Here is an 18,214-nt window from a genome sequence, read left to right on the forward strand (position 1 = left end):
GGTGATTATTTGAAGTTGCTCACAGTTTATGAAGCTAGTAAGATACCACGGCACCCTAACTTTTTATTTGCTAGTGTTGTAAAGTCAGCTCTACAGGCATCTAGTCCGCAAATGCAATTAAAAATGTATCATTACACAAAAGATCAGGCGAATAAAGAAATGCGCCCTTTCACTGGTGCTATTTATTTGAATGATTACACCTTAGAAAATGGAGAATTTACTATTCATCAAGACGTACGTCTTACCATTTCCTCACCCAGTGCAGAATTTATATTGAACTTGTATAACGGTTTTGTGCAGAAAAAAAACTATAAGTATCAATCTTACGAATTGTCCCTGGCTCATATTAAAATGCTCCCAGAAAAATTACCAAAAACAAATCGTGTACTATTTAAAACTTTATCTCCTATTGTTATCAAAAATCAAGTTGGACAGTATTTAGATTTGGATGATGAAAATTATCAAACTGAATTAAATTATGCTGCAAATGAACTCATGAAGGTGGTAGCGAACCGTCCTATATATGAACCAATTATTCTAACACCAATTGTTATGCATAAAAAGGTTGTACAGTTAAAGCATGATTCCTTTGCGGCATTGAATGCTCAAAATATTTTATATATGAACGCGTATGAAGGAACTTTTCTACTAGAGGGGCATCCAGAAGATTTGAACATTTTTGCACAGGCGGGTCTCGGTTTTAGACGTTCTACATTCTTTGGTTGTATCGAAATGATTAATGAATAGGGGGTGAGAAATTTGATTGAATTGCAAATTGATGAAGTTATCTACAATGCAGGAATATTAGGATTGTGCCGAGTATTTCAGCATGCAAATTTGGATTTTGACAGAAAGGGACAAACAATCTCTTTTGACGAAGCAAATTTAGAAAACTTCACGGAGCATTATTTTGAATTATTAACTGAACGTTATGGTTATGAATCTACTTATTATAAAATGCTTGCAAGCAAGGCCTTTATTGAAAAATGTATGGTTGGAGTAGACGATGAAAAGCAATTAGAACAATTTAATAAGCTGATTGATAATATGAAAAGATGGCTTACATCTAATAGTTATAAAAATGTATATCCATTTTTAAAGGATATTCCGTATCAATTTGAAGCAGAAGCAAAGGCTTGGAAGAAAGTAAATAAAAAGAAGAAAGAAACAGTCGATGATGTATGTGAGCAAGTTACTGAATTGGCTACGCAACTATTAAAATGTATTGGATTTTTAGAATATTCAAAAGCAAAGCGGTACATCGTGCCACGTGTGCTAAGTTATCAAATTATTCAAGGTTTTTGGTCAAATGTTTCGTTACTTAATAGTACTGCTAGCAAAAAGGATTTATATGAAGAATATGAAAATTACTTTATTAAGTCCGCTGAGGCATACCTAGAAACAAAAAAGGATGAAAAGAAATACGTAAAAAACAAATTAACATGTGCTTGTTGCGACAATAAGATGAAAACAACGGCAGAAGCTTTTGATTTAACTTGGGTGCAAAAAGTTGGTGTGGATGCTGCGAGAAAATCCTCGCATTATTGGGATCATCAGCGAGATATATTCATCTGTCCGATTTGTAATATTGTGTATAGCTGCGTACCATTGGGTTTTACGCTAGCGAAAGGAAAAGGGCTATTCATTAATAACAATCGATCTATTGATGAACTAATTTCCGTGAATTCAATTTCTTTACGTGACGGAAAAGATGAACTGCATCATGATGAGTTAGAATCGACAGCGTATTTTAAAATTTTAGATGTAATTGTGCAACAGGCGGAAAACCATAAAAATTTAGAAATAGATAACATTCAAATTGTGAAATATGACTGCAATATGGAATCGAGACCATACACATTTAATGTTTTATCGAGAGAAAAAGCACAACAAATGCAAGATGGTAAACAAGATTTTCAATTTTTAGTTGGAAAATTTGCCAAAGAAAACGGTGATTACATACAGATTTATCAGGAAGCAATCAAACGTTTGTATAATGGCCAAAGCTTTGCTGATTTACTCTATCGATTACTCCGTTTAGTGGTAGATGGTGAATTTAAAGGGATCGCATCTATAAATAAAATTCTTAATATTTCAAATAATCAATTTAAAGGAGGGGCGCATTATATGACACAAGAAGAATTGAAAAAGGTTCGTAGTTACGGCTTTCATTTGAAAGAAGCATATCGTGGACAAGAATCGAAATTGAATGGTATTACGTATCGTTTACTCAATGCTTTGAAAGTAAAAAACTCTAATAAATTTATGGAAACACTGATTCAAGCTTATAGTTACAAAAAGCTAGCAATTCCAGCTGCCTTTGTACAAGTATTAAATGATGTAGAGAAGTTTCAAACGATTGGTTATGCATTTTTAATTGGACTGCATGGGTATGAAAATGCAAAGGACAATAAGGAGGAACAAGCAAATGGATAAAAAGGGTATTACACTTAGTGCGATTTTTGAGGCGGAAAGTGCTAACTATGGAGAAGGTGTTGGAAATGTAACCTCTTTAAAGAAAATTTCTCGTGGTGACCACGAAATGTACACGTACATTTCAAGACAAGCGTTACGATACAATATTGTAGAACAAATGGGTGTTAACAATACACCACTTGGTACAGATAAAAGTGTACTTCAATTCCATCCAGAAGCAACCATCACTGATTACCCAGAAATTGACTTGTTCGGTTATATGAAAACTGTAAAACCAACAAGAACACGTGCTGCTGTGGCGAGATTATCAAATGCGATCGCACTAGAAAGCTATAATACAGATTTAGAATTTCTAACAAATAAAGGCTTGTTGGATCGTTATAAAGCAGCAGAAGGCAAAGACGATGATAACATTAAAGGTGGCAACATTGCACAAAGTGAAATTCATAAATCTTTCTATGTATACACGCTAACAGTTGATTTAGATAAAGTGGGAATAGATGTGAATGATAACATTGAAATTCCCCTAGCAGAACGTGCAGAACGTGTTATTGCACTGTTGCAAGCGTTGAAGTTTTTATATCGTGATATTAAAGGGAGACGTGAAAATTTAGCACCAATCTTTGCAATTGGTGGAGTCTATGATTATAAGAATCCATTTTTTGAAAATCGATTAAAGCTTAAGAGAAACACGCTAGCGGTCAGCACGATTGAAGGTGTACTGGCGCAAGATGAGCATGTACAAAAAGAGACGCATGTGGGCTTAGTAAAGGGTCTTTTAGCGAATGATGAGGAAATCGAGCATACACTTCAAGCAAAACCAATGGCAGAATTTTTTAAAGAGCTTGAAGCAGCTGTTGCGAATTATTACGGGTGACACTATGAAAGGAATTCGTATTGAGGCCTACCAAAATTTAGTTAACTACAGGAAACCGACAAGTTTTCAGTTGAAAGAAACATATCCTTTGCCACCCTATTCTACTGTAATTGGTATGGTCCATGCTGCTTGTGGATTTACGAACTATGTGCCAATGCAGGTGAGTATTCAAGGGAAATATCACTCTAAGGTTAATGATTTATGGACACGCTATGAATTTGCTGGCAGCTCATATGAGGAAGGACGGCATCAGTTGAAGATAGAAATGAATGAGGGTAAGACATATGGGGTTACTCGTGGGGTATCGACGACAGAACTATTAGTCGATGTAGAGCTTGTGCTACATATTATACCTAATGACGTGGCATATGTACCCATTATTAAAAATGCCCTTGAATCTCCACTAGAATATTTATCACTTGGTCGTCGAGAAGATCTACTGCAAATAAATGTGGTGAAAGAAGTAGAAATTGAAGATGGAATGACAGAGTCGGATATGCAAGTAAGTTACGACATTTATTTGCCGCAAAAAAGTAGTGATGAAAAGATGTATCGAAAACTAGGAACAAGTTATCGTTTAAATAAAGTATATGAGCAGGTGGAGATAGCCAAAGGAAAAAAGATTCGACAATGGCAGAAAGTTAATGTCTATCATATTCCTGCATCTGAAGCGAATCAACTCTACGCATATAGTGATGTGCATTTTGATGAAGATGGTTTTGTATTGTTATTAGCTTAAAGAATGGGGAAATTCCCATTCTTTTTTCAAAGGGGGCGTGAAAAATGTTTCAACAATTACTTGCTAAATCGGAATCAAATAAGAGTGCTGCCCAAACAATCAAAGATCATACAGATCAGTTACTAATTCGACATAAAGAGTTCAAACAGATGTACCCGGAAACATTAACAGACAGAGACTGGGAGATATTATGGCATGCTGCGTATTATCATGATGTTGGAAAAGCCAATACGAAGTTTCAAAATAAGTTAAGGGATGTTGAAGAACGACAGCATGATGCTATACCTGAAATAGATGAGGTACCACATGCATATTTAAGTTGTGCTTATATGCCAATTAGAGAGTTATTGAGAAAATTTGATAAAAACGAAGTCAAGATTCTTATGCTAGCAGTCTACTATCATCATGAACGTAATGAGCAAAATACAAATGCTAGCAAACAAATCATTGAACAAGATTTACAGCAATATGTACCCCTATTACAATCGTATTTTGCTATCCGTGATATTCCAGCTTTTGATTATGGACGGTTCACGGATAAAGAATTTTTAAGGGAACGTCAAAACTTATATTATTTTGTGCGGATTAAAGGGTTACTAAACAAGTTGGATTACGCAGCAAGCGGTGGAATTGCTATTGAAATGGAGCAAAAACAACTAGCCGAAAAAGTAGAGGCACACTTTAAAGAAGAAGGTTATGAAAAAAATAAATTACAACAATATTTGTATGAGCATCAGCAGGATAGTCATATTGTTATAGCATCGACAGGTATTGGAAAGACAGAAGGAGCATTATTTTGGTTAGGGGACGACAAAGGAATTTTTACTCTGCCACTTAAGGTCTCCATTAATGCGATTTATGATCGAATTCGAGATGTATATAGCTACACAGACGTGGGACTACTGCACAGTGATTCACTTTTAGAATATGCCAAGCGAGCAGAAGGACAGGAATTTAGTTTATCTGCACTAAATCATACGAAGCAATTCTCTATGCCGTTAACAATTACAACTCTGGATCAGGTCATTGACTTTGTTGGTTTGTATCCAGGCTTTGAGTTAAAGCTTGCCATTTTTTCGTACAGTAAGTTAGTTATTGATGAAATTCAAATGTATAGTCCCCGCTTAGTGGCATTCATTGTAATGGGGCTTAAATATATAACTGATATGGGTGGAAAATTCCTTATTATGACTGCTACATTGCCACCACTTTTTATCGAGGCGCTCCATAAAGAAAATATTCCATTTAAACAACCAGAATCCCCGTTTTTAAAGCTAAATCCTAATGGGAAAGTCATGCAACGGCATGTAATGAAGATGACCCAGCGTGACTTAACAATTGAAGAAGTGCTTGCGCATCCGTTGGAACAAAAAGTACTTATCATTGTAAATACAGTTGGGAAAGCACAGGAATTGTACAAAGGTCTTGATGGTTTGGGAATAGAAGCACACCTGTTGCACAGTCGGTTTATACAAAAACATCGTCAAAATAAGGAAGTAGCTATTAAGGAGTTAGGAAAACGTAAATGTAAAGAAACAGGTATTTGGATTACCACACAACTAGTGGAAGCAAGTATTGATATAGATTTCGATCTTTTATTAACAGAGCTTTCAGAAGCAACAGGATTATTTCAGCGAATGGGACGAGTTTATCGTGGAAGACATTACAACGAACCAGAACCAAATGTATATGTATTTACAGGTGAAATATTGCCATCGGGTATTTCGGCGACAAGTCGCAAGTCAGTTGTAGATTTCACAATTTATGAAAAATCAAAAGAAATTCTTATGAAATATAACAACCAGTTAATAACCGAATCGTTGAAAATGGATATTGTTGACCAGATATATAGTAGAGAGGCTCTTGGTAAGGAATGTGCGTACATAAAAGAATTTGATACTACTTTGCATCAATTGAAAAATGTGCTTCCTTACGAAGAAAAAGAAAAACCAACATTACGTGATATTCAAAATGTCACAATTATTCCATATAACGTTTACCAAGCGCATGAACAAGATCTTATCGAAATACGTAAGCAATTTAAAACAAAACTTAAACCGGAGAAGAGACTCCATCTTCAGAATATCTTGCGAGAATACACTGTTGCAATTCCAGAATGGGCGTATCAATCAGCCTATAAAAAAGGATATGTGGCAGGTTCAATTGAAGTGAATACATACACAGAATATCCAATTGTTGCATTTCAATATACAGAAGAAATGGGGCTTATTTACACTATTGATGAGAGTTCACAATTTATGTAAAGGGGTGAAGGCATGCAGTGGGATGATTTAAAGGCAACAGGCTTGCAAGTCCAGTACTTGAAAGTGTGCAAAAGGAAATTATGGCTACATGCTCATCAAATTGCATTTGAAGATGACTATGACAAAGTAAAACAAGGGAAAATCCTACATGAAACGTCTTATCAACGAAAAAAAGCTAAGGAAGTGCTAATAGATAATCTTATACGTATCGATATGATGGACGAGCATTATGTAGGAGAAGTAAAATCCAGTAGTAAAATGCTACACGCTGACCAAGCGCAACTACTATACTATTTATTTGTACTAGATCAAATGGGGATTAAACGCAAAGGGAAAATCCATTACCCGAAGGAAAAGCGTGTAGATGAAATCGAATTAACAGAGCAGGACAAGCTAGAAATTTCAAAATGGTTGGAGCAGATTCAACAAATTATTCAGCAGCAGACCCCTCCAAAAAAAGAGAAATTACGCTATTGTACGAAATGTGCATACTATTCTTTTTGTTGGGTAGGTGAAGAAGAGTGAAAGATTTATATTTATTCAATAATGGACGATTGCAACGAAAAGATTCAACGATTTATTTATTGTTAGAAGACGGTACGAAAAAGGTGGTACCGATTGAGCAAGTAGAAAACTTGCATATCTTTGCAGAGATGGACTTTAATACATCTTTCATAAACATGCTTAACCAAAAGGATGTAAGTTTACATTTCTATAATTACTATGGCTATTATTCAGGGAGCTATGTACCAAGGCGTAAAAAAATTTCTGGATTTGTTGATGTACAACAGTCCGCACATGTGTTGGATTTAAATAAAAGATTATATATAGCTCAACAATTTGTATATAGTGCTATTCATCATATACTTCGAAATATGCGACGTTATAAGGATGAAGTGGGCGAGTTAATAACAGAAATCTTAACCTTGAAGGAAATGGTAGCTGATGCAGAAGATATTCCAACATTGATGGGCATTGAAGGAAAAGTGCGTTATACGTATTATCAAAGCTTCAATAGTATGATTAATAATCCAGATTTCTATTTTAAAAAGCGAGAGAAACGTCCTCCAACAGATCCTATTAATGCACTGATTTCATTTGGAAATAGCCTAATGTATACAGCTGTACTATCAGAAATATATAAGACACAGCTTAATCCCACAATAAGTTACTTACATGAGCCAGGCTCACGACGATTTTCGCTATCTCTAGACTTGGCAGAAATCTTTAAGCCACTTTTAATGGACAATTTGATTTTCACATTGATTAACAAAAAAATGATTCGACTTGAGCACTTTGAATACGTTGAAGAAAACATTTGCTTTTTAAATGATACAGGTCGGAAGATTTTTATTACCGAGTTTGAAAATCGAATGCGCACCACTATTAAACATCGTAAATTAAATCGACAAGCATCTTATCGATTCTTTATTCGTTTGGAATGTTATAAGCTTATCAAGCATTTAATTGCTGATGAAGATTACAAAGCATTGAAGGCGTGGTGGTAATTTGTACGTATTAGTAGCGTATGATGTAGATGAGAAACGTGTTGGCAAGGTGCATAAAGTATTAAAAAAATATTTAACATGGACACAAAATTCATTATTTGAAGGTGAAATTACAGAAGGCTTACTTAAACAATGCATGGCTGAAATTGCAACAAAGGCTAATCCAACATTTGACTCAATTTATGTATACCGTATTGCCAATCCTAAGCATATTAACAAAACTATTTATGGTGTTGAAAAGGATTTTGAAAGCATGTTTTTATAATTTGCAGTGTATCGAATTTTTTGTAGAATACTCATGAAAGCTTGATATACAAGGATTTGTAACTCACTTTTATGAAAATACTAAAACATAATAGGAGATATACTGCAAAATTGGTAAATGATATAATGAATATGTGCTTCAAAAGCCTTGATAATACAGGCTTTTCTTACAAGCCCTAAGTAGGGTTTTTCATTAACTAAGTGGAATGTGAATCCATATTGCTGCTGAATTTGTCGTATGAGAGCTAGTGGTTTTTCATTAACTAAGTGGAATGTGAATAATCTGACAAGAAGGACAGTTTCTTACAGCAAGGCCAGTTTTTCATTAACTAAGTGGAATGTGAATGACTGTGAGATTTCGCAAGTCTGTCATTATCTCACCGTTTTTCATTAACTAAGTGGAATGTGAATTTTTGACTCTTGAATACATAATCATCATCACGTAGACGTTTTTCATTAACTAAGTGGAATGTGAATTTCTGTACAACATATATTTTCCCATCATCACTCGTGTTTTTCATTAACTAAGTGGAATGTGAATTGGACAACAGAAGAAAGATAATACAAACGAAATAAACGTTTTTCATTAACTAAGTGGAATGTGAATGTAATAACAGGCCGAACGTGCATGAGTGGTTTCATGTTTTTCATTAACTAAGTGGAATGTGAATCCCTCTTTTAGAAACGTTTCTTGTGTAAGTTATGTGTTTTTCATTAACTAAGTGGAATGTGAATAGCCAGCCTACCCTCATGCTTATGTGCGGTATCACTTCGTTTTTCATTAACTAAGTGGAATGTGAATCGTCATGAGCGACACAAACGCATCTAACACCCACGTGTTTTTCATTAACTAAGTGGAATGTGAATTGTAGTCGCAAAGCTCGTAAAACTCTTTGTGGATTTTCGTTTTTCATTAACTAAGTGGAATGTGAATACAGGATACAAAGACGACAAAACAATCCCCTATCACAGTTTTTCATTAACTAAGTGGAATGTGAATCCGGCTACTAATGAAGGAAGTCCCACAGTTGCGGCGTTTTTCATTAACTAAGTGGAATGTGAATAATGGCAGAGGAAGCAATTCCACAAGTCATTAAATAGTTTTTCATTAACTAAGTGGAATGTGAATTTACAATACGTCATGTGTCTACTAATGTGTGGTACGTGTTTTTCATTAACTAAGTGGAATGTGAATGTGTAATCGGATACTCTTTTTGCCGTGGCTTCCATGTTTTTCATTAACTAAGTGGAATGTGAATACACTTAAAACGTCGTAGAAACGATTCTGGACGTTCGTTTTTCATTAACTAAGTGGAATGTGAATAGTGATTTTGCTTATTTAAATAGTTCGCTTTCTAGTTTTTCATTAACTAAGTGGAATGTGAATTCTTCACGAATCATTCTACCGGTTTGGGCCGCATACGTTTTTCATTAACTAAGTGGAATGTGAATGCGGTACAATTCAATCCTGTTGTTGATTCATTTAAGGTTTTTCATTAACTAAGTGGAATGTGAATTTTTATGTAAGACGTTGTATGTTCACTTTAGGGGTGTTAGTTTTTCATTAACTAAGTGGAATGTGAATTTTTTATATATATCGGAAAAAAATGAAAGAAGGTGAGTTTTTCATTAACTAAGTGGAATGTGAATTATCTATATAGAAAAATACGCCGGTGTCCTTTAGCGTTTTTCATTAACTAAGTGGAATGTGAATTTAGATGATACGACTTGGGCGAATAATCCTGACTTTGTTTTTCATTAACTAAGTGGAATGTGAATTAATTTAGTTAGGAGCATAGTTTTTACGAAAACAGCGTTTTTCATTAACTAAGTGGAATGTGAATGTTTTCCTGGAAAGGGAAGAACATCTGCTGAATCGTGTTTTTCATTAACTAAGTGGAATGTGAATTAGGACGTGTAATTGCATTGGAACCCCTCGTAGGACGTTTTTCATTAACTAAGTGGAATGTGAATTTAGACCCCCACCCCTTTTTTTAAGGTTGATATTAGTTTTTCATTAACTAAGTGGAATGTGAATTTTGAAAAATCGCCAAAAGGATGCTCAATGAACTCTCGTTTTTCATTAACTAAGTGGAATGTGAATTCAACATACAACTTTGTGTAAGTAGTTGGAGAATATGGTTTTTCATTAACTAAGTGGAATGTGAATTATTAAATAATGATATTACACGCTTGTATAACCACGTTTTTCATTAACTAAGTGGAATGTGAATTAGGTTACTACGGTATTAGTACCCGAGGAAATTTCAGTTTTTCATTAACTAAGTGGAATGTGAATGTTTCTGGTGGCTTAAGAGGTGTTATTTTCCCATCACGTTTTTCATTAACTAAGTGGAATGTGAATCTTGCTGATCGTCATTATGTCGTTCTTCGCCTAGCCGTTTTTCATTAACTAAGTGGAATGTGAATCGTGTCATGAACAGACGAAGAATCGAGCATAACATTGTTTTTCATTAACTAAGTGGAATGTGAATACTAATTGGACATGTATTGTTCCTATCGGATTGAATGTTTTTCATTAACTAAGTGGAATGTGAATTATTCTTTAGCAATACTAACGATTGATGCACCGTTGTTTTTCATTAACTAAGTGGAATGTGAATCTTGCAATCGAGATAATAATGATTAATACTACTAAAGTTTTTCATTAACTAAGTGGAATGTGAATATCTATGATCCGCATACACGATTTTAAAATCTTACGTTTTTCATTAACTAAGTGGAATGTGAATGTTTCTGGTGGCTTAAGAGGTGTTATTTTCCCATCACGTTTTTCATTAACTAAGTGGAATGTGAATCTCGGCTTGAGGTCTTGTGTCGACTGGGTTCAAGCCAGTTTTTCATTAACTAAGTGGAATGTGAATGTAGGTGTTGGCATTATGGCGGTTCTTATCGGTGTGTCGTTTTTCATTAACTAAGTGGAATGTGAATAATGAATTGGATTATCAAAATACGGCTCCAACTGAGTTTTTCATTAACTAAGTGGAATGTGAATACTGATGTTTCAAGTGTAACTGCTGCGGTTACTGGCGTTTTTCATTAACTAAGTGGAATGTGAATGCTTCATCAAATATCAATAAAGCCGAACCTTCATTGTTTTTCATTAACTAAGTGGAATGTGAATATTGCGGCTGGTATTATTGCAGCAATCGTTGCTTTAAGTTTTTCATTAACTAAGTGGAATGTGAATTTTTCTAGTCGGGTGTATAGTGTGCTCGTGAACCAAGTTTTTCATTAACTAAGTGGAATGTGAATATGCAATTACACGTCATACAAGTAAAATGGCTTATAGTTTTTCATTAACTAAGTGGAATGTGAATTTCTAATTGTTTATTAAATCAAAAATGACATGTCCTTGTTTTTCATTAACTAAGTGGAATGTGAATAATATTCGGTCATTGCTACAGATTTTCCTGCCCCTTTGTTTTTCATTAACTAAGTGGAATGTGAATCTTGTTGTAATTGCAGGAGAATTGCTTGTACAAGCAGTTTTTCATTAACTAAGTGGAATGTGAATCTGAATGGGAATGAAGAAATTCGCGAGGTTGAGCAATGTTTTTCATTAACTAAGTGGAATGTGAATTAGAAAGAGAATTAGATATGGGTATGGTGGATAAGTACGATATAAATATCAAGATGGCATAGATAGCTAACATGCCATATGGTTTGTATTTTGGCGAATCTTATTTATCTCGCACTTAAGCATCCATCTCTACAGCCATTCCCCCACGCCCTCTTTGGGCCGCGCCCTCTGTATGCTGCTGGGACTTCGCCCTTCCTTTTGGAAATAAACGTAAAAATATTAATATTAATCGCTATTTTTACGGAGATTGTTTGGAAAAAGGCAATAATTTCTGACGAATATTGCACGATGGCTCTTGACCTCTTCGTGTTTTCGTTGTTAGAATCGAGAAGGAAATAATATTTACCTTCATATATACTCAATAATAAGGATTGAGAGTTTCTACCGGGTTACCGTAATATAACCTGACTATGAAGGCAGCGATTCTGCTTGAAGGAACGGTCGTTCAAGGGCTAGAATTCTGCCTTTTTCTGTTGAGGCTGGAATTCTAGCTTTTTTCGTGTACTTTCTTGTATATCATAAGGAAGAAAACGGAAAAACTATCGTATTAAATATAATGTTGGGGTGAGAACTTTGAAGAAACATGACTTTATTATTGTTCTGGACTTTGGAAGTCAATATAATCAGTTGATTGCACGTCGCATCCGTGAATTTGGTGTATATAGTGAATTGCATCCACATACACTCTCAGCCGAAAAAATTAAGGAAATGAATCCTAAGGGGATTATTTTTTCTGGTGGGCCAAATAGTGTATATGGTGACAAGGCGTTTCACTGCGATCCTGCGATTTTTGAATTAGGTTTACCGATTTTCGGTATTTGCTACGGAATGCAATTGATGACGCAGCATTTAGGCGGTACGGTTGAGGGTGCAACGACTCGTGAATATGGTAAGGCAATTTTAAAAGTAGAAAATCAATCTAAGTTATATGCGAATGTTCCAACTGAACAAGTAGCTTGGATGAGCCATGGCGATCTTGTTACAGCATTACCCGAGGGCTTCGTAGTCGATGGGACGAGTGAATCTTGCCCGATAGCAGCAATGAGTGATGAATCACGTGGCTTCTATGGTGTACAATTCCACCCAGAAGTGCGTCATTCTGAATACGGAAATGATATTTTGAAAAACTTTGTTTTTGGTGTTTGTAACTGTTCAGAAGGCTGGAACATGGAGAACTTTATCGAAATGGAAACAGCAAAGATTCGTGAAACAGTTGGCAACAAAAATGTTCTATGTGCACTAAGTGGTGGAGTAGATTCCTCTGTAGTTGCTGTGCTAATACATAAAGCAATTGGGGATCAATTAACTTGTATTTTCGTAGATCACGGTCTTCTTCGTAAGGGTGAAGCGGAAAGTGTTATGAAAACATTCCGTGAAGGCTTCCATATGAACGTCATTAAAGTAGATGCACAGAAACGCTTCATGGATAAACTACAAGGTGTAAGCGATCCTGAGAAAAAACGTAAAATCATCGGTAACGAGTTTATTTATGTATTTGATGATGAAGCTGGGAAACTTGATGGTATAGATTATTTGGCACAGGGTACATTATATACTGACATTATTGAGAGCGGTACGTTAACGGCCCAAACGATTAAGTCTCATCATAATGTAGGTGGCCTTCCTGAGGATATGTCATTTCAGTTAATCGAACCGCTTAATACATTGTTTAAGGATGAGGTTCGCGTATTAGGTTCTGAACTTGGTATTCCAGATGAAATCGTATGGCGCCAACCATTCCCTGGTCCAGGGCTAGGAATTCGTGTGTTAGGCGAAATAACAGAAGAAAAGCTTGAAATCGTAAGGGAATCCGATGCTATTCTCCGTGAGGAAATTAAAAATGCTGGATTAGAACGCGAAATTTGGCAGTATTTCACGGCTCTTCCTAACATGCGAAGCGTTGGAGTAATGGGTGATGAACGCACATACGATTACACGGTAGGAATTCGTGCAGTAACTTCCATTGACGGCATGACCGCTGACTGGGCTCGTATTCCATGGGATGTATTAGAAAAAATTTCTGTACGTATAGTAAACGAAGTAAAACATGTAAACAGAATTGTGTATGATATTACGAGTAAGCCACCTGCAACAATTGAGTGGGAATAGGACGAGAGACGAGAAAAAAGTATGTGAGAAAAACGAACAATTTATGTGTATTCATCATAATTTGTTCGTTTTTTATATTGACAATCTGTATGTTCGCTCGTAAAATAATTTCTGTACTTATTTAATATAGTAAAAGCATCGTATAATCTTGGGAATAGGGCCCAAAAGTTTCTACCTAGCTACCGTAAATGGCTGGACTACGAGGTGTTCTGACAATACGTGTATTATGTGTCGGCACTTCCATGTTTAGTGGAAGTGCCATTTTTTGTATTGGAAGATTGCGTGACCAATTCATTTTGATGTGGAGGAAAAAAACTTATGAAACGCTATTTTCAATTTGAAGAGCTTGGTACGAATTATAAAACAGAATTTCTTGCCGGCTTAACAACGTTTTTATCTATGGCCTATATTTTATTCGTAAATCCGGCTACTCTTTCTTTGAGCTCTATTCCGAATTTACCAGCAGGGGTTGGAATGGACAAGGGAGCGGTTTTCGTAGCAACAGCATTAGCTGCAGCGGTAGGATCTCTTATCATGGGGATATTTGCTCGCTATCCAATTGCGCTAGCACCAGGAATGGGAATTAATGCATTTTTCGCTTATACAGTTATTTTAACAATGGGTATTCCATGGCAAACGGCAATTGCTGGTACATTAATGTCTGGACTTATTTTCGTGGTATTAACAGCATCTGGTTTTCGTGAAAAAATTATCAACGCTATTCCGGTTGAATTGAAACATGCTGTTGCAGCAGGTATTGGTTTATTCATCGCATTCATTGGTTTTCAAAATGCAGGACTTATTGTAAAGAATGAAGCGGTTTTAGTAGGACTTGGCGATTTAACAAAAGGAACGACTTTATTAGCAATCTTCGGTGTATTCATCACCGTTATTTTAATGACAAGAAAGATTAACGGAGCTGTGTTCTTCGGAATGGTTGTTACTGCAATCGTCGGAATGGTTACTGGTTTGATTCATGCTCCAACAGCAATTGTTGGCTCTATTCCAAGTATTCAACCTACGTTTGGTGTAGCATTTATGCATTTTGGTGATATTTTCACTGCAAAAATGCTTGTAGTCATTTTAACGTTCTTCTTCATCGATTTCTTTGATACAGCAGGTACACTTGTAGCTGTAGCCAATCAAGCTGGATTAATTAAAGACAACAAGCTTCCACGCGCTGGAAGAGCATTATTTGCAGATGCATCTGCAACGGTAATCGGAGCAATTTTTGGTACTTCAACTACAACAGCTTACATTGAATCTTCAGCTGGGGTTGCAGCAGGCGGACGTTCTGGTTTTACTGCTGTCGTATCTGCAGGATTTTTCTTACTAGCTCTTTTCTTCTCACCATTACTAAGTGTTGTAACAGCGTCTGTTACTGCACCAGCGTTAATTATCGTAGGTATTCTAATGGTATCTTCACTAGGTGAAATTGATTGGAAGAAGTTCGAAACTGCCGTTCCTGCATTCTTCACAATCATTGCGATGCCATTAACATATAGCATTGCAACAGGGATCGCAATTGGCTTTATCTTCTACCCAATTACAATGGTTGTTAAAGGTCGCGGGAAAGAAGTTAACCCAATTATGTATGTAATGGCTGTCATCTTCGTTCTATATTTCATCTTTGTAAGAAAATAATCGATATGACTCAAGCCGGAATCCTTTAAGGGTTCCGGCTTTTTTGTGTTATAAAGAAATTGTTAATAATTTCTGTTTTTTCTTCCTACGAATTTTGTTTTATTATGTATATAGGCGAACTTTGTATAGAAAGGGGTTTGACATGAAGGACGAGACCATCTTAATCATTGATGATGAAAAAGAAATTCGAGATTTAATAGAGATATATTTACAAGACGAAGGCTATCGTATATTAAAGGCAGCTAATGGTCTTGAAGGGCTTGAACTCGTTAAACAGAACGAAGTTCATCTTGTAATTCTCGATATTATGATGCCGAAGATGGACGGTGTACAGGCTTGTATGAAAATTCGAGAAACGAAAAATATGCCGATTATTATGCTTTCAGCAAAAATCCAAGATATGGATAAGATTATTGGTTTAACATCTGGAGCCGATGATTATATGACAAAGCCGTTTAATCCGTTAGAATTAACAGCTCGTGTAAAATCACAACTCCGCCGATATATACGGATGCAAGGTTATGCTCCTAATGATGAAAATGAAATTGAAATTGACGATTTAACGATAAATGTTGCGACACATGAAGTGAAAAAAGCAGGGCGGGACATAAAACTAACACCACGGGAGTTTACGATTTTAGAACTTCTTGCTCGTAATTCCGGAGTAGTATTTAGTGCTGGAAAGATATACGAACAAGTATGGCAAGAGCCCTATTATCAATCTGAAAATACAATTATGGTGCATATACGAAAAATCCGTGAAAAGATAGAAGAAAATCCACGTAAACCAATGTTTATTAAAACGGTATGGGGAGTAGGATACAAAATTGAAGGAAATCGTTAATCGTACTATACAATCGTTTAAAGCGTCATTGCTATTTATTTATAATGGAATACGAAATGTATTTTTCTTTTGCCGTAGAAGGGTTGTAACAAGCATTCGCACGCAGCTTATGTTTACGTTTATAGTTTGTGTTTTTGTCGCTATTCTTGTTGCTATGTGGACAGCTCCTTTTTTTGAAAGTGCGAATCGCCATGAGGTTACCGATTATTCCTTTGGTATGGAACAAATAAATAATAAGGCTCAGGTTCTTGCAAGCTTGCTTTCAAATAAATCACAAACAAAGGAAGGAAACTCCATTCAAGATCTTTTGGATGTAAAAAATGTGAAAGATAATTTGAAGATTTTGCTCGTTGAAGAAGATGGGAACGTCCTCTTTAAAACAAAAGAAGCTACGGAAACCCATATAGATTTGCAAACGATGATCCATTCTGTAATCGATGGGGGAGGTAATGTACAAGATAGGAAAGATTCGCGCGGAGAATTCACTTCTTTATATCCTTTTGAACGGGAAGGGAAACGACTGTATGTAGTTGTTAGTGGTATGCCTAAAGGTAGAGTCATGTATGTGTCTACGGCAAATCCTTTTCCATTTATAATTGGCATTGTCGTTTTTATTTTCCTATTCTACTTCTTAACGCAGAAAAAGATGCAGCAAATTGAAGCGATGGCAGAAGGCGTTAAGGAGATATCCTATGGAAATTTAAAATATAGAATACCGAGAAAGAGTAAAGATGAGCTCGGACAACTCGCTGATACGATCAATGAAATGGTAGAGCGATTAGAGTTGAAAATTGAAGGAGAAAGAAAAGCAGAGCAAACAAAAAAAGACCTGATTACGAATGTGTCCCATGATTTGCGAACGCCGCTAACATCCATTATGGGATATTTACGTCTTATTCGTGATAAAAAATATACAACAGAAGAGCAATCGAATGAGTATCTGTCCATAGTTTCAAATAAGACGGAACAGCTAAAAAAATTAATCGAAGATTTGTTTGATTATACGAAACTAAATAATGAAGGGATAAAAATAAATAAACAAATTTTTTGTATTAATGAACTCATTGAACAACTTGTTGGGGAAATGACCTATCAGGCTGAGGAGTACTCTCTTTCTTTTCGAACAGACTTTACAAAGGAACGATTATATATTGAATCGGATCCTAATCAAATTGTACGCGTGTTTGAAAATTTACTTGCTAATTCCATTCGATATAGTTATCAACCAAGTGTGATTGATGTAAGTATGCAACCAATAGATAAGTATGTACAAATATGTGTTGAGAATCACAGTGACCCCTTATCTGAGGATGAATTGATGCAGTTGTTTGATCGTTTTTATAAAACAGATGAATCGAGAAGTAACGTCTCAGAAGGGTCTGGACTTGGATTGGCCATAGCGAAAAGTATTGTAAAATTGAATGGGGGTAATGTATGGGCTGAATGTGATCAAACGATTATTCGCTTTATTGTACAGCTCCCTATTATTCAGGGAAAATAGATTTATTATTGAAATCATGTAGATTGTCTTTTTTATTCTATTGACAGTAGGATACTTTGTCTTAAAGATATAGAGAAATGTTGAGAAAGCTTAGTGAGGACAACTCCTCATGAAAATAAAAAAATACCTTTTGCGAACCTTGGTGGGGATGGAAGCCCCTCACCATGGAAGTTTCATTTTATTTAAAAAAGGGTTGCAAGTACTAAAATAACATGGTATATTGGAACACGTTGATTCGGGACATATTGAAACCGGGTTGAAATAAATGATTGACATCATTTATAAGAAGTGATATATTAGTCAAGTCGCTATAAGGCGATAACGAGTTCTTTGAAAACTAAACAAAACATGAAACGTCAGTTTTATTTTTTTAAAGCTTAGACAAACTTTAACTTTTATGGAGAGTTTGATCCTGGCTCAGGAT

At 35.6% G+C, this 18,214-nt stretch carries 12 protein-coding genes, 1 CRISPR repeat array and 2 riboswitches; all 12 genes read left to right on the plus strand.

Features of this window, described 5'->3' with window-relative positions; translation table 11 throughout:
* Positions 1–9 precede the first annotated feature (9 nt).
* Positions 10–747 (plus strand): CRISPR-associated endoribonuclease Cas6, encoded by a 738-nt coding sequence (gene cas6 / locus ACAN53_RS17825; RefSeq protein WP_379971498.1) that lies wholly within the window; start codon positions 10–12, stop codon positions 745–747.
* Positions 748–759: 12 nt separating this feature from the next.
* Complete coding sequence (gene cas8a1, locus ACAN53_RS17830) at positions 760–2,436, plus strand: type I-B CRISPR-associated protein Cas8b1/Cst1 (protein WP_379971499.1); 1,677 nt, start codon at positions 760–762, stop codon at positions 2,434–2,436.
* Positions 2,429–3,313, plus strand: a complete 885-nt coding sequence (gene cas7i / locus ACAN53_RS17835; RefSeq protein WP_379971500.1) for a type I-B CRISPR-associated protein Cas7/Cst2/DevR — start codon at positions 2,429–2,431, stop codon at positions 3,311–3,313. The genes cas8a1 and cas7i overlap by 8 nt, the downstream gene beginning before the upstream one ends.
* Positions 3,282–4,052: a type I-B CRISPR-associated protein Cas5b gene (gene cas5b / locus ACAN53_RS17840; protein WP_379971501.1), complete on the plus strand. Its 771-nt coding sequence runs from the start codon at positions 3,282–3,284 to the stop codon at positions 4,050–4,052. Before cas7i ends, cas5b begins: the two co-directional genes overlap by 32 nt.
* A 44-nt stretch (positions 4,053–4,096) precedes the next feature.
* Positions 4,097–6,316 carry a CRISPR-associated helicase Cas3' gene (cas3, locus tag ACAN53_RS17845; RefSeq protein WP_379971502.1) on the plus strand — a complete coding sequence of 740 codons (2,220 nt, stop codon included), beginning with the start codon at positions 4,097–4,099 and terminating at the stop codon, positions 6,314–6,316.
* A 12-nt stretch (positions 6,317–6,328) separates the two neighbouring features.
* Positions 6,329–6,841: a CRISPR-associated protein Cas4 gene (gene cas4 / locus ACAN53_RS17850; RefSeq protein ID WP_379971503.1), complete on the plus strand. Its 513-nt coding sequence runs from the start codon at positions 6,329–6,331 to the stop codon at positions 6,839–6,841.
* Positions 6,838–7,824 (plus strand): type I-B CRISPR-associated endonuclease Cas1b, encoded by a 987-nt coding sequence (cas1b, locus tag ACAN53_RS17855; protein ID WP_379971504.1) that lies wholly within the window; start codon positions 6,838–6,840, stop codon positions 7,822–7,824. The genes cas4 and cas1b overlap by 4 nt, the downstream gene beginning before the upstream one ends.
* 1 nt (position 7,825) lies before the next feature.
* Positions 7,826–8,089, plus strand: coding sequence for a CRISPR-associated endonuclease Cas2 (gene cas2, locus ACAN53_RS17860; RefSeq protein ID WP_379971505.1), 264 nt, complete (start codon positions 7,826–7,828; stop codon positions 8,087–8,089).
* 184 nt (positions 8,090–8,273) lie between these two features.
* Positions 8,274–11,692: a CRISPR direct-repeat array (repeat unit 29 nt; unit sequence GTTTTTCATTAACTAAGTGGAATGTGAAT).
* Positions 11,693–12,020: 328 nt separating this feature from the next.
* Positions 12,021–12,123, plus strand: a riboswitch (purine riboswitch).
* A gap of 142 nt (positions 12,124–12,265) precedes the next feature.
* The gene (gene guaA / locus ACAN53_RS17865) at positions 12,266–13,801 is read left to right on the plus strand and encodes a glutamine-hydrolyzing GMP synthase (protein WP_379971506.1); all 1,536 of its coding nucleotides are present in this window, start codon (positions 12,266–12,268) and stop codon (positions 13,799–13,801) included.
* Between the two features lie 118 nt (positions 13,802–13,919).
* Positions 13,920–14,021, plus strand: a riboswitch (purine riboswitch).
* Positions 14,022–14,119: 98 nt separating this feature from the next.
* Positions 14,120–15,445 (plus strand): NCS2 family permease, encoded by a 1,326-nt coding sequence (locus ACAN53_RS17870; protein ID WP_379971507.1) that lies wholly within the window; start codon positions 14,120–14,122, stop codon positions 15,443–15,445.
* 142 nt (positions 15,446–15,587) lie between these two features.
* Positions 15,588–16,289 (plus strand): response regulator transcription factor, encoded by a 702-nt coding sequence (locus ACAN53_RS17875; RefSeq protein WP_379971508.1) that lies wholly within the window; start codon positions 15,588–15,590, stop codon positions 16,287–16,289.
* Positions 16,273–17,790 (plus strand): sensor histidine kinase, encoded by a 1,518-nt coding sequence (locus ACAN53_RS17880; RefSeq protein WP_379971509.1) that lies wholly within the window; start codon positions 16,273–16,275, stop codon positions 17,788–17,790. The genes ACAN53_RS17875 and ACAN53_RS17880 overlap by 17 nt, the downstream gene beginning before the upstream one ends.
* Positions 17,791–18,214: the final 424 nt, after the last annotated feature.

The organism is Ectobacillus soli (assembly GCF_042610425.1).
In the GTDB taxonomy this organism is placed as follows: Bacteria; Bacillota; Bacilli; order Bacillales; family Bacillaceae_G; genus Ectobacillus.